Genomic DNA, 13,802 nt, shown 5'->3' with positions numbered 1-13,802 from the left:
CTCAGAGATGGTCAGCGATCGGCTCATGCAAGGCCAACTGCCTGGCCATGTCCTGGTCACTGTCGGCGAAGCGTGCGGCAATTTCCCGGAACTGCTCCGCATTGGCGAGAAACGCGTCGCAGATGTCCGGGTCGAAATGCGAACCCCGGCCTTCGCGGATGATTTGCACTGCCTGCTCATGGGACATGCCGGGCTTGTACACGCGACGGCTGATCAACGCGTCGTAGACATCGGCCACGGCCATCAACCGGGCGCTGATCGGGATGTCGTCGGTGGCCACTCCTTGCGGGTAGCCGCTGCCATCCCACTTTTCTTGATGGCCGTAGGCAATTTCCTTGGCCAGATGAAGGAAATCCACGTCTATGCCCAACTGATCCTCGGCGTGCTGGATGGCATCGCGTCCCAGTGTGGTGTGGGTCTTCATGATCTCGAACTCTTCCGGAGTGAGCCGTCCCGGCTTGAGCAGGATGCGATCGGGGATGCCGATCTTGCCGATATCGTGCAGCGGCGCCGATTTGAAGAGCAGTTTGATGGTGTCTTCGTCTAGAAAGTGTCGGAAGCGCGTGTGATTGCGCAACAGTTCAGCCAGCCGTTTCACATAGTGCTGGGTACGACGAATGTGGTTGCCGGTTTCGTTGTCGCGGGTTTCCGCCAGTGAGGCCATGGCGTGAATCGTGACATCCTGTATCGCGATCACCTCACGGGTGCGGCGTTGCACTTCCTGCTCGAGAAATTCGTTCTGATTGCGCAGGAAATCGGCAACGGCCTTGAGCTTGATTTGCGTCTCGACCCTGGCCATCAGCACCGGGGGGATGATCGGCTTGGTGATGTAGTCCGCAGCGCCAAGGCTCAACCCTCGAATTTCGTCCTCTGTGGCCGTCATCGAGGTCAGGAAAATGATCGGTATATGGCGAGTGCGAGCGTCAAGCTTGAGCTGCTCGGCAACGTCATAACCGGACAGGCCCGGCATCATGATGTCCAGCAGGATCAGGTCAGGAAGGGGGGCCGCCTGCAGAAGGCGCAAGGCTTTCTCTCCGCTGTTGGCTGCCTTGACCCGATATTTGTCCTTGAGCAACTCGGCGATAAGCATCAGGTTGTCGGGGGTGTCATCGACCACCAGAACGGTTGCTGATGGATAAACGCCCTGCAGGCTGTCCATGGATGTTGGCTCCCTTGCCAGACAATTAATGAACGGGCGCAGTTACGCCATTCTTGCTGGCAAGCGTAGCTAGAAAAACGGTAATCGCTAGGTGGAAATTGGTAGGCGGGCTTCATCAAGCAATGAATAAAATGTGTACAAATGGCCAATAGCAGACTGCCTGCTCTATAAAAAAATGCGTCCCCTTTTCGCTTTGTCGTTTCTGGGGTTTACGATTTTTATTCTGTCTTTTCGGATCGGTTCCACCTCTTTTCAGCTATTTCCGCCACGTTCAGGGGATTGGAAGCTTCGACTGACCGAACGACCAGCGGCTGCGTGAATGAGCAAGCATTTCCCGCCTGACACCCATCGTCTTCTCTGAGCCCTTCCGGTTTTGCGCAATCTTGCGCATGTGGCAAAACGCGCACGCGGTCCTCAATCAGTGCCCTGATCAGCGATTCAACGATAAACACTCAGGTGCCGGAGAAAAAAGCGGACGTCAATTGACTGCGGCGGTGGCTGGTCAAACTGCAGAAGGTGCTGGTTTGACCATCATCAGGCTACACGGGGCACGGTTCACCAGACATTCGGCGGTGCCACCGATAAAGCCGTCAAACCCATGGTGGTAGGTGGTCCCCAGCACCACCAGGTCGAAAGCATTTTGTCGGGCAAACAACTCGACCACCCGGTAAGGAATGCCGGTCAACACGTGTCTATGCTTTTCATCGACACCATAGCGCTCCGCTAGTGTGTGAAACGCCTCTTGCTGAGTATCGTTGATCGCATCGCGCAAACTGTGATCCAGACTCAGGTTCGGCACACTCATCGCGGCATCACCCACCACAGACCAATTGCTCACGTTCAACAAATGCAACGACGCATCGCACGTTGATGCCAGTGTCGATGCCAGGTCGAGTATCCGGTCGTTGAGGCCATGTGTCAGGTCCTCAAGGTGTGACAGGTCAATGGCCGCCAGGATTTTCAAGGGTTTGGGATTTGCGGCTTCGGTAACCAGGTGCACGCAGGCCGGGCAATCACGCAACAATTCCCAGTCCAATGGATGATGAAACGCTCGATTGAGGGTGGGAACATGGTGCGCGTCTTTGATCACCAGGTCAGCATGAAAGTCATTTACGTACTCAAGCACATGCGCTGGCGTGGCCCGGGCCCAGACCACTTCGGTGGTGACTTGCACCCCAGCACTGCGCTGAAACCGGGCTTGCTGTTCCAGCCATTGGCGATGCATCTGCAAGTAGCCTTCACGCGCTTGCGCCATGGCACTGTGGTCAAACAAACCGGCCAGCGCCAGGGGCTGGACATAATCGAACGCCACGATATGCAACAACGCACCGCTGGCTCTGGCTAACGCCTGGGCGCGGGCAAACGCCGGGGTTCGGGTCATTTCGGCGGGTGCGATCAACAGAATTCGCTTGAGCTTGAACATCACGTATTTCTCCTGGCAATGCTTTGCCGGCCCGTTTGCCAGCCCGACGTCCGTGTCCGGTTTTGAGGTGATCGCCAACTACTTGCGCGTTGCCTTTTCGGTCGTCCGCTTGGCGCGCTCATTGGCTTCATCAGCCGCACGCTGTGCCTGTTCAGCTTTCAATAGCGCTTCGTCGGCGCGCAAACGTGCCGTTGCCGCGTTGTCTTCGGCGGACTCCAGTCGCGCTTCGATTTCCTGGGCATGGCGGTGGCTGCATCCGGTGGTGGTCAACAGGATACTCAGCACAATGATGAGCAAGCGCATGTTCATGGTTTCCCCTGGGTGGCTCGGCTAAATCGATGATCTGAGTATCTGGCGATGTCTGCGACCGACTCTGATTTTTGTCAATTAATGACGCCATCGATGGGTGGCCGTGCAAATGGATGTTGTTGATCTATCTCAATGTATTTGCGCCGCTCGGGCGTAGAAAAAGACTGATCAGGCAATCGCCGAACGTGCCCCCCATCCGAAGAGAGACCGCCGTCATGAGTGATTTGGATCTGCGCAAAGCCATTTTGGAAGAACTTGAATTCCAGCCAGACATCAACGCCGCCAACATCGGTGTCAGCGTGGATAACGGAGTGGTCACGCTGTCCGGTCACGTCAACACCCTCGCACAAAAGGTCAGTGCGGAGCGGGCGGTAAAAAGTATCAAGGGAGTGCGAGCGCTGGCCGAAGAATTAGAGGTCAGGCTCAACAACCATGGCGGAACAGGGGACGACATCATCGCCAACCGTGCCTTGAAAATCATCCTCTGGAGTTCCGACGTACCCGAAGGCGATGTCAAAGTCACGGTGCAGCACGGGCGGGTCACGCTGGAAGGTGAGGTGGACTGGCAATACCAGAAGGAAACCGTGGATCGCTCGGTGCGTAAGCTGTCCGGCGTAATCGGCGTCGACAATCGCCTGGTTTTGCGTCCACGGCTAGACGTCTTCGATATTCAGGAGCGCATCGAGGCAGCGCTCAAACGCAATGCCGAAGTACACGCCCACGAGATTCGCGTCAAAGTCGAAGGCGACGTAGTGACGCTTGAAGGCCGGGTCCACTTGTGGCGTGAGCGCCAGATCGCAGAACGGGCGGCCTGGTCGGTGCCAGGCGTGACGAAAGTCGAAGATCATTTGCTGCTGGCGTGAGTTCAAGTTGCCGATCATCCAGGCTAACTGGATGAGCAAATAAGCATTCAGTGGACAATCGGCGGGGTCCACTGCCAGTTTCGGACTTCCGGCAGATCCTCGCCATGCTCAATGAGGTACAGCTTGTGTTTCTCCATCATTGACCAATAGCGCGCCCTCGCAACCTGCACTTGCTCGTGCAGCCGAGGAACGCGTTCAATCACATCCAGCGCCAATTGGTAGCGGTCCAGATTGTTGATGACCGCCATGTCGAACGGCGTGGTGGTGGCGCCCTCCTCCTTGAAACCGCGCACGTGGAAATTATCGTGGTTGCTGCGTTTGTACAGCAGGCGATGGATCAACGCCGGGTAACCGTGGAAGGCAAAGATCACGGGCGTGTCGAGCGTAAACAATTCATCGAACGCGCTGTCCGACAGGCCATGGGGGTGTTGGTATCCAGGCTGCAGCACCATCAGATCCACGACGTTGACCACCCTCACCCGCAAGTCCGGGGCATAGCTGCGCAACAGCGTCACGGCAGCCAGGGTTTCCAGGGTGGGCACGTCGCCAGCGCAGGCCATGACTACATCAGGTTGTTCGTCGTTGTGACAGGCCCATTCCCAGCGGCCAATCCCGGCCTGGCAATGACGCAACGCTGCATCGACTTCCAGCCACTGCCATTCCGGCTGTTTGCCGGCGACGATGACATTGATGTAGTCACGGCTCTTGAGGCAATGCTCGACCACTGACAACAGACAATTGGCATCGGGCGGCAGGTAGACACGAACGATGTCGGATTTTTTGTTCGCCACCAGATCGATGAACCCCGGATCCTGATGAGAAAAACCGTTGTGATCCTGGCGCCAAACGTGTGATGTGAGCAGAAAATTCAACGATGCGACGGGTTTTCGCCAAGGCACTTCGGCAGCGGTTTTCAGCCATTTGGCATGCTGATTGACCATCGAATCGACGATATGGATAAAGGCCTCATAACACGACAGCAAGCCGTGGCGACCGGTCAGTAGATAGCCCTCAAGCCAACCTTCACACACTTGCTCGCTGAGAATTTCCATGACCCGGCCGTCAGGGGCCAGGTTGATGTCCTCCGCTTGCAGAGGCTCCATCCAGGCCTTGGCGGTGACCTCGTACACTGCGTCCAGTCGGTTGGAGGCGGTTTCGTCAGGACCGAACAATCGAAAGTTGCTCGACTGTCGGTTGCCCTTCATCACATCGCGCAAGTACGTACCGAGCACTCGGGTCGCTTCGGCGCGCAAGGCACCCGGCGCGGACAGAGTGACGGCATAGTCGCTAAAGCGTGGCAAGTTCAGTGGTTGCAACAGCAGACCGCCGTTGCCCTGGGGGTTGGCACTCATGCGCCGCTGACCGGTTGGCGCCAGTGCTGCCAGTTCCGGGAGTAAGGCGCCGCTGTCGTCAAACAGTTCGTCAGGACGGTAGCTGTTCATCCAGTCTTCCAGTTGCCGTATGTGCAGCGGTTGCTGGAAATCCGCCAATGGCACTTGATGGGCGCGCCAGGTCCCCTCGACACGATGGCCGTCGACGAACTCAGGACCGGTCCAGCCTTTAGGCGTGCGCAGCACTAACATGGGCCATCGCGGTCGCACCGCGGTGGCCGATGGCTGACGCGCCTGATGCTGGATGTCGCGGATCTTGCGAGTGATGATGTCCAGGGTTCTGGCCAGGTCTTGATGCACTCGCAGCGGCTCATCGCCTTCGACAAAGTAAGGATCGTAGCCATAGCCATACATCAGTGCCGACAGCTCGTCCTCGCTAATGCAGGACAGGATCGTCGGATTGGCGATCTTGTAGCCGTTCAGGTGCAATATCGGCAGCACCGCGCCGTCACGCGCAGGATCGAGAAATTTATTGGAATGCCAACTGGCGGCCAGTGTGCCGGTTTCGGCCTCGCCATCGCCAATCACACAGGCCACGATCAAATCCGGATTATCGAACGCCGCACCGTAGGCATGGGCCAGGCTGTACCCCAACTCGCCGCCTTCGTGGATTGACCCCGGCACCTGCGCCGACACATGGCTGGAGATCCCGTAAGGCCAGGAAAACTGCCGAAACAGGCGTTGCAGACCGTTGATATTGCGCTCCACCGAGGGATAGCACTCGGTGTAAGTACCTTCCAGATAGGTCTGTGCAACCACCGCTGGCCCACCATGCCCGGGGCCTGCGACGAACAGCATGTTCAAATCGTATTGATTGATCACACGATTGAGGTGGGTATAGATCAGGTTCAGCCCCGGCGTCGTCCCCCAATGCCCCAGCAATCGCGGTTTGATATGGGCCAGAGTCAATGTCTGACGCAACAGCGGGTTGTCCTTCAGGTAAATCTGCCCCACGGCGAGGTAGTTGGAGGCCCGCCAATAGGCGTCCAGCCCTGCCAGTTGCTCTGCATTCAGAAAATCACTCATGGAGCGCTCCGCAAAAGACCGATGAATCCTTGTCATCCGTTGATTCTGGAAGCCTGCAAAGCGCAACGCTTGATTTACATCAAGTTTCAACATCAACCTTGAAGCTAATAAAGGCGAAGCTGCCAGCGCCTCGGTAATACGGGCACCCCGCTCGTCCGCAACCACGGTGAAAGGCCAAATGAAAAGCACGTGCGCCGCTACGACACCTATGCTTATGGCACCCCTTGGAGGCACCTTTCCCATGCTTGAAGCTCCGTCCCCACCGCCGCTTCTCAAGGCTGCCTGTTCCAACTGCAGCGTTGTGGAGTTATGCCTGCCGATCGGCCTGACTGGATCGGAGGTCGAGCGACTCGATACGCTGATCGTGCAGCGATACAAGGTGAAGAAAGGCGCCGCTCTTTACCGGACGGGGGACCCGCTACGCTCGCTGTACGCTGTGCGCATAGGCTCGTTCAAGACCAGCGTGTTGTCCGTCGACGGCCGCGAACAAGTGACCGGTTTTCACATCCCCGGCGAAATGCTCGGCCTGGACGCCATCAGTGCCGATCAGCATGCTTGCACTGCGTATGCCCTGGAAGACAGCGAAGTCTGCCCGATTCACTTTGCGCAACTGGAAAAACTGGCGCAGAGCCTCCCCTCCCTGCAGCACAACCTCAACAAACTGCTGAGCCGGGAAATTGTGCGTGACCACAGCATGTTGGTGCTGATGGGCAACATGAACTCCGATGAACGCCTGGCGGCATTCCTGCTCAACCTCTCGCAACGCCTGAGCTCCCGAGGCTATTCCGCCAAGGAATTCGTGCTGAAAATGCGCCGCGAAGAAATCGGCTCCTACCTTGGGCTGCGTCTGGAGACCATCTGTCGGGGCATCGCCCACTTGCGCGATCAGGGATTGGTGGAAATCGCCGGGCGCGACGTGAAAATCCAGAACATGGACGGCCTCAAGCAGATGGTGTCCGGCTGCAATCGCCAGACTCACTGACCCCGTCCGTCACGGAGATTGATCATGCGTGCCCGCCTGGTTTTGTCCTGCGCTTTTAACATCGCGTGAGACGGCCGACCCTGCCATTGCTGTGGCATCAATCAGAACAGGCAAGTGATCATGTATCAGAACTTAGCCCTGCTTGCCGCTTTCCTTCTGACCTACAGCATATTTGCGGGGCGTTTCGAATCCCGCCTGCTCAATGGACCTCTGATGTTCATGCTGGCCGGGCTGATTCTCGGCCCCGCGTTTCTGGGCATTCTGCAGCCACGGATTGACAGGGAAGGTCTCAAAATTCTGGCAGAACTTACATTGGCGATTGTTCTTTTCAGTGATGCAGCCAGCGCCGACCTCAAGGTTCTGAAAGTGCACGAAGGATTACCGCTGCGCTTGTTGTTGATCGGACTGCCGCTGACCATGCTAAGTGGCTGGCTGATCGGCATCTGGCTGTTCCCGCAGATACCCTCGATAGAATTGGCAATACTGGCAACCCTTCTGGCGCCCACCGACGCAGCACTGGGTAAAGCGGTAGTGAGCAACCCCAAGGTGGCGGCGTCCGTGCGTGAGGGATTGAACGTGGAGAGCGGGCTCAATGACGGCATCTGCGTTCCGGTGTTGTTGATGTTCCTGGCCCTGTTGATCGAAGAGCAGACGCAGTCTCCCATCTCGCTGGCGGTAGAGCTGGTTGTAGAGGCGCTTGGAATCGGCGCACTCATCGGCGCCACCCTTACCTTCTTTGCCTGGCTGTTGCAGCGTTATTCTCGAAAACATCATTGGCAAACACCCATGTGGTCGCAGCTGACGCTGCCCGGGCTGGCCCTGCTTTGCTTTGCCACCGCACAAGCTCTAGGCGGTAGCGGGTTTATCGCCGCGTTCGTTGGAGGGCTGCTCGCCAGCTACCTGTTTACTGAACAAAAGCACGATCTGCTCAAGGCCAGCGAAGAGTTCGCCAGCCTGCTATCGGTCATTACCTGGATCGTATTCGGCGCGCTGGTGATCCCTTGGGCCTGGAGCAGTTTCACTCTGAATATCTGGCTGTATGCAGTGCTCAGTCTGACCCTTGTTCGCATACTGCCGGTACTCATCAGCCTGGCAGGAACCGGCTTCGATTTCGAAACCCGCCTGTTCATCGGCTGGTTCGGCCCACGAGGTCTGGCAAGTATCGTCTTCGCCGTAATGATATTGGACTACCCTCTGCAAGCCAGTCGTACGTTGGTCGCTGTAGCGGCCTGTACCGTTTTACTCAGCGTGCTGCTACATGGCTTGAGTGCCAATCCATGGGTCTCACGGCTGGCAAACCGTGTTGATTGATCTTTATCAGAAATGCCACCGTCCGCCGGTACTAGTGTTGCGACGAGAGCGTGCCTAAGCGTCTGTCCGAACAACTCGCATCTAGCAAAGTATGGGCAGGAGCCTGAGCCTGCTTCCAAGTGCATTCGATGGCTGAGCGGTGATGCGTTTCGTAGATCGAGGGGATTCCGATGACCGACTCAAGCAAGAAAATGAATCTCATGGGGCTCACCACACTGGTGACGGTAAACATGATGGGGTCAGGCATCATTATGTTGCCGACGAGCATGGCCCAACTCGGCGCTGTTTCATTGTTGTCATGGATCGTCACCGCTGTCGGCTCCATGGCCATCGCGTATTGTTTTTCCCAATGTGGCATCTTCTGTCTGCGCTCAGGTGGGTTATCCGCCTACACCGAAGAAGCGCACGCAAAATCAGGTTTTTTCCTCTGCTCGTATCTGTATTTCCTGTCGTTGGCCATCGCCAACGTGGCGGTGGCCATCTCCGCAGTGGGATACATGACATCGTTCATGCCTTGGCTGGGAAGCGGGGCCATTCCCTTGTTCATCGGAACGGTCGGCTTGCTCTGGTTAACCACCGTGGCTAATTTTGGCGGCCCTGGCATCACGGGCAGGATTGGTGCGGTTACGGTGTGGGGGGTGATCATCCCGGTAGCGGGCTTGAGCATCATCGGTTGGTTCTGGTTCAAACCTGATCTGATCATCGCCGCCTGGAACCCGAATCAACTACCGATATCCGAAGCGATCAGCAAAGCGATTCCTCTGACCCTCTGGGCGTTTCTCGGCATGGAGTCGGCTGCCCAGGCCTCAGATGCGGTGGAAAATCCCACGCGCACCGTACCGCTGGCCTGTCTGTTCGGGACATTGGGGGCAGCGGTAGTTTATGTGCTATCGACGACGGTCATTCAGGGCATCATTCCCAATGCCGAACTGGCCAACTCATCCGCACCTTTCGCACTCGTTTATGCGCATATGTTCAACCCTCTGGTCGGCAACATCATCATGGCGCTCGCGGTGATGGCCTGTGTGGGTTCGCTCCTGGGCTGGCAGTTCACGTTGGCGCAAACCGCCAAGGTGACCGCTGATCAGGGCATGTTCCCGAAACTGTTCAGCAAGGTCAGCGCACGCAACGCCCCCATCGTCGGGATGCTGGTCTGCGGCGTGCTGCAGACCTTGATGGCGCTGTCGACCATTTCGCCGAACGCGAGCGCGCAGTTCGGAAAACTCGTCAGCCTCGCCGCGGTGACCAACCTGATCCCCTACGTGACGGCAGCCACCGGGCTGCTGGTCATGATGTACAAAGCCAAAGTCAGCGCAGGCGTATACACGCGCAATACCCTGCTGTTAGTGGTTGCCGTGGCCTATTCCTTGTATGCGCTGTATGCCTGCGGCAAAGACGCCGTGTTCGGCGGCATCCTTGTTCTGGTATTCGGCTACCTGCTCTACGGTTTCCTCGCTAAACGTTTTGTCGACGCCCCTGCGCCTGTTAGCCCCCGGGCTGATAACCCTTGATCGAAGTCTTCGGTACAGCACACATAACTGAATTCGAGGAAACCTGCGCATGAACGTCAAACTGACCAAAGCCAACAACCTGCTGCTCGTCTGCATACTGGCGCTGCTACCGGTAATGGCCCATGGCAATACGCTTGAACGCATACGCGCGAGTCATGCTTTCACCCTGGGCTACTTACCCGACTTCGCGCCTTTCAGTGATCAAGCAGCCGATAAAGCCAGCGGTTATGCCATCGATCTTTGTCTGAAAATAGCCGAGAAGGTCAAAACCGATTTGCATTTGCCTGAGTTGAACATTCAGTACCAGCCTGTCTCATTCAACGACGAGATGAATGCCGTCAGTTCGGGGAAGATCGACATTCTTTGTACGCCGACCCCACCCACACTGGCGCGGCGCAAGATCGTCAGTTACTCGGTGCCGATTTACACCGCCGGTCTGTCGGCAGTGGTGCGCCAGGATGCCGCCGAACCCTTGCTCAATGTGCTGGGTGGCAAGGTGGCTCATACAGGGCCAACATGGCGAGCCACTGTGAACCTTGGTCTATCCAATCAGACGTTCGCCGCCATCGCTGGCGGTGTCACCGAGGCGTGGATACATCAGCAAATGCGATTGCTGGGGGTTGTAGCCACTCTCGTCACAGTGGAGAACGCAGAAGCAGGTCTCAAGCTGGTTGCCAATGGCAAAGCCGATGCGTTCTTCGCTGAACGCATGATGCTCGAGCATCTGCTGACCCGGAATTACCCTTCAGGAAACCTGGTACTGCTAAAGCGGATTTTTGAGTACGCACCGACTGCAATGGCAGTGGATCGAGAGGATGAAGACTTCCGTCTGCTGGTCGACACTGCCCTGAGTGAAATGTATCGATCCGGCGACATTGAACAGGCATTCGAAAAACACCTGGGCGGAGCCGACAGTGCGGCCAAAAAGCTATTCAAGATCTATGCAATACCATAGCGACATGTCAGAAATGTCGAGTTCAATCAGCCCAGAATGCCTCTGCAGTTAAGCGATTGGACTTGCAATCGAGAGAATTCCTGCGATCAGGTGCGGTTCACCGGTTGTCATCTTGACGGTTTACGGCCGGGGCAATTCAACGGAGCGATTGTGCTCATACCGTGCCCCCTTGCCTGACGGCCAGAATACTCCCCGGCACCGAATACAGCGCACGCTCGGTGGTGCTGCCGATCAAGCGATCAATGCCTACTCGATGAACCGAGCCCATCACCACCACGTCGGCCAGATACTGCTCGACAAACTCAGTGATCACCGGCACCGGATGGCCCATGACGAAGTGCCGGCGCTCCGCAGGCACACCGTGGCGATCCGCAAGTGCGACAAAGGTCTGGTGCTGGGACTCGCGCAGCTCGCTTGCAAAATCTTCGTTCCAGCCACCCGTGTCCATTGGCGCATCACCGTTGAACGCCGCTGACAAATCGTAGGCGTACAGCAGATGCAACGGCACATCGCATTGCAACGCCAACGCATTCGCGGTCTGAATGATCGCGTCATTCAATCCACTGATTTGTGTGCCTGGATCAAACGGGTCCACTGCCGCCACGACGCGATGAGGCAACGCGTAGCGGATTTGATTGACCAGGTGCACGGGAACAGGACACTCACGCAGCAAGTGACAATCGAGCGGCGTGATGAAAACGCGTTTGAGTGCGGGTTCCAGCGTCACATCCTTGATCAAAAGATCGGGTTTGAGCGCTTTGACAGATTTCAGGATATCCAGCAACGGATGACTGGTGAAGACCACGTCCACCGTCACGTCCAGGCCATGGGCGTTGAGCTGCTCGACCTCGTCGGCCACCCAGCGACGGTAGCGGCGCTGATAGCGCTGCGCATCCACCTCATCGATTCTCTCTTCCCACACATGAGTGACCGGCACCGGCTCGACGAAGGCCCGCACATCCAGCGCCGCGCCGCTCGCCTTCGCCAACGCGATAGCACGCATCATTGCCGCAGATTGATGCAGTGTCGGGTCGGCGACCAGCAAAAGACGTTGATATTGGCCCATTACACACCTCCGCTCGGCACCGGCGTTGTGGCCTGGCAGGGTTCAAGACTGCACCTGCCTCCCTGCCTGATGTTGATTTACATCAAACCGATGCCAATGAAAAATCGCCATGGCCAGTGTCTGATTTAGATCAGATGCCACCGTGGCCAACGGTGTAGAAGGATGCCAAGCGGACGTTTTTTCACCGCCCGCCAGCCTTTCAAACTGGATGGAGGATGAACCATGCTCACCGTTAAAGACCACAACGATCAGGCCGTCGCCGCCTATGCGGCAGTCTCCGGACAATACTGGATCGAGCCGATCAAGGACGGCCGCCATGTGTTGATCCGCCCTCTCATGGGAAAAGATCGTGAGCGCGAACACAACTTCATCAAGCGCCTGTCCCCCGAATCCAGGCACATGCGCTTTCTCGCCCAGATCAGCGAGCCCGGCACCGCTCTGCTCGACCAGTTGATGGACACTGATAACCAACAGCGCACGGCATTCATCGCAATGGTTCACGAGGACGGCAAGTTGATCGAAATCGGCATCAGCCGCTATGCCGGCACCGGCGAACATCAATGCGAATGTGCCGTGACGGTCGCCGATCAATGGCAGCACTTGGGCCTGGGCACATTGCTGATGGAGCACTTGATCAAAGCGGCTCGCCACAACGGTTTTCGCCAGATGTATTCGGTCGATGCCTCAAGTAACGCCTCGATGCGCGATCTGGCCAAGCACTTGGGCTTCGAGACCCACAATGATCCTGACGATCCGCGCCAGGTCATTCATCGTCTTTACCTGTAAAAAATCGCCCCATGAGGTGTCGGCCAACGACTCCCCCCGGGGCGATCTCGTTTCAGGATTGCAGTGTTTGTTGCGGCTTGATCGCCAACACACTGCAAGGTGCGCGATGCAGCAACTGTTCGGCGGTGGTGCCTAACAACTTGCTCAAGCCGTGGTGCTGCACCGTTCCCATCACAATGACGTCAATCTGCTTCTTGAGGGCGAACTCGCAGATACTCGGTACCGGCGCGCCCTCGATGAAATGCCGGCACGAGACCGGTACGCCGTGACGCTCGGCCAGGGCCGCAAACGCCTCATGCTGCGCACTGCCCAGCATTTCATAGATCCCGGTGGCCAATGGCAATGCACCGAACCCCATGTCCGTGGCGTAAACCGACGTCCAGTCATAGACATGCACCAGTTCAAGCCCGGCATCACATTGCTCAGCCAGCCGGGTGGCTGCATCAATGATCTGGTCGTTGAACAGGCAATCCTGTTCTTCGCTGCGCAAGACATCGACGATGGCCATTACATTGCGCGGGCGTGGATGCATGTCGTCGGTCACCAGATGAACCGGCACGGGGCAGTCGCGTAACAGTTGCCAATCCAGCGGTGTGTAGAAAACCCGCTCCAACGCGGATTCGTGCTGGGCATCCTTGATGATCAATATGACGGGCATCTCGTTGACGAACTGGAGGATCTCGGCAAAGAGATCCTGAACCCAGACCACCTCGGTGGTGACCTCGATGTGATGCCTGGCCAGCAATGACGCCTGCTCTGTGAGCCACTGACGATGGGTGCGCAGATAACCATCGCGGGCCAGGCGAATTTGCTCAGGGGCAAACAACCCCGCCACCGCCAGCGCCTGCACATAATCGAAGGCCACGATGTGCAGCGGCAGTTGCATGGCCTGGGCCAGCACAGCGGCGCGCTCGAACGCCGGCGTGCGCTCCATGGCGGGAGGAGCGATCAACAGTAAACGCTGAGTTTGCGACATGGGATACCTCGGCACGCGGCCAGCCAGAAGGAATAGACATTCAG

12 protein-coding genes and 1 pseudogene are annotated in these 13,802 nt (G+C 57.2%); 7 read left to right on the top strand and 6 right to left on the bottom strand.

What is annotated here, in order from left to right; translation table 11 throughout:
* Window position 1 precedes the first annotated feature (1 nt).
* Window positions 2–1,159, bottom strand: a complete 1,158-nt coding sequence (locus PSH79_RS12635; RefSeq protein WP_305443340.1) for a two-component system response regulator — start codon at window positions 1,157–1,159, stop codon at window positions 2–4.
* A gap of 364 nt (window positions 1,160–1,523) precedes the next feature.
* On the opposite strand from PSH79_RS12635, the pseudogene PSH79_RS28160 reads away from it, so the two are divergent.
* A pseudogene (locus PSH79_RS28160) lies at window positions 1,524–1,642 on the top strand (aromatic alcohol reductase); the annotation flags it as partial.
* Between the two features lie 19 nt (window positions 1,643–1,661).
* Here PSH79_RS28160 and PSH79_RS12630 read toward each other — a convergent pair.
* Both PSH79_RS12630 and PSH79_RS12625 read right to left on the bottom strand, forming a co-directional pair.
* On the bottom strand, window positions 1,662–2,582 hold the full coding sequence (locus tag PSH79_RS12630) for a universal stress protein (RefSeq protein ID WP_305443339.1): 921 nt from the start codon (window positions 2,580–2,582) through the stop codon (window positions 1,662–1,664).
* Window positions 2,583–2,660: 78 nt separating this feature from the next.
* A complete protein-coding gene (locus PSH79_RS12625) occupies window positions 2,661–2,891 on the bottom strand; it encodes an Lpp/OprI family alanine-zipper lipoprotein (protein WP_305443337.1) in 231 nt (76 codons plus the stop codon).
* 215 nt (window positions 2,892–3,106) lie between these two features.
* On the opposite strand from PSH79_RS12625, the gene PSH79_RS12620 reads away from it, so the two are divergent.
* Window positions 3,107–3,754 (top strand): BON domain-containing protein, encoded by a 648-nt coding sequence (locus PSH79_RS12620; RefSeq protein ID WP_305443336.1) that lies wholly within the window; start codon window positions 3,107–3,109, stop codon window positions 3,752–3,754.
* 47 nt (window positions 3,755–3,801) lie between these two features.
* On the opposite strand, the gene PSH79_RS12615 is transcribed toward PSH79_RS12620, so the two are convergent.
* A complete protein-coding gene (locus tag PSH79_RS12615; protein ID WP_305443335.1) occupies window positions 3,802–6,171 on the bottom strand; it encodes a phosphoketolase in 2,370 nt (789 codons plus the stop codon).
* A 241-nt stretch (window positions 6,172–6,412) separates the two neighbouring features.
* Between PSH79_RS12615 and fnr the strand changes: the two genes are divergently transcribed.
* The 4 genes from fnr to PSH79_RS12595 all read left to right on the top strand — a co-directional run bounded on the left by fnr (window position 6,413) and on the right by PSH79_RS12595 (window position 10,930).
* The gene (fnr, locus tag PSH79_RS12610) at window positions 6,413–7,153 is read left to right on the top strand and encodes a fumarate/nitrate reduction transcriptional regulator Fnr (RefSeq protein WP_305443334.1); all 741 of its coding nucleotides are present in this window, start codon (window positions 6,413–6,415) and stop codon (window positions 7,151–7,153) included.
* A 120-nt stretch (window positions 7,154–7,273) separates the two neighbouring features.
* A complete protein-coding gene (locus tag PSH79_RS12605) occupies window positions 7,274–8,464 on the top strand; it encodes a sodium:proton antiporter (protein WP_305443333.1) in 1,191 nt (396 codons plus the stop codon).
* Window positions 8,465–8,634: 170 nt separating this feature from the next.
* Complete coding sequence (potE, locus tag PSH79_RS12600) at window positions 8,635–9,975, top strand: putrescine-ornithine antiporter (protein ID WP_305443330.1); 1,341 nt, start codon at window positions 8,635–8,637, stop codon at window positions 9,973–9,975.
* 49 nt (window positions 9,976–10,024) lie between these two features.
* Complete coding sequence (locus PSH79_RS12595) at window positions 10,025–10,930, top strand: amino acid ABC transporter substrate-binding protein (protein ID WP_305443328.1); 906 nt, start codon at window positions 10,025–10,027, stop codon at window positions 10,928–10,930.
* A gap of 154 nt (window positions 10,931–11,084) precedes the next feature.
* Here PSH79_RS12595 and PSH79_RS12590 read toward each other — a convergent pair whose 3' ends face one another.
* Window positions 11,085–11,996, bottom strand: a complete 912-nt coding sequence (locus PSH79_RS12590; protein ID WP_305443326.1) for a universal stress protein — start codon at window positions 11,994–11,996, stop codon at window positions 11,085–11,087.
* 222 nt (window positions 11,997–12,218) lie between these two features.
* Between PSH79_RS12590 and PSH79_RS12585 the strand changes: the two genes are divergently transcribed.
* A complete protein-coding gene (locus PSH79_RS12585; RefSeq protein ID WP_305443323.1) occupies window positions 12,219–12,782 on the top strand; it encodes a GNAT family N-acetyltransferase in 564 nt (187 codons plus the stop codon).
* 52 nt (window positions 12,783–12,834) lie between these two features.
* Here PSH79_RS12585 and PSH79_RS12580 read toward each other — a convergent pair whose 3' ends face one another.
* Entirely contained in the window at window positions 12,835–13,758 is a 924-nt protein-coding gene (locus PSH79_RS12580) for a universal stress protein (RefSeq protein WP_305443321.1), read from the bottom strand.
* Window positions 13,759–13,802: the final 44 nt, after the last annotated feature.

This window comes from Pseudomonas sp. FP2196, from assembly GCF_030687715.1.
GTDB lineage: Bacteria > Pseudomonadota > Gammaproteobacteria > Pseudomonadales > Pseudomonadaceae > Aquipseudomonas.
Note: the sequence above shows the minus strand (reverse complement) of the source record. Positions and strands in the feature narration are given on the sequence as shown.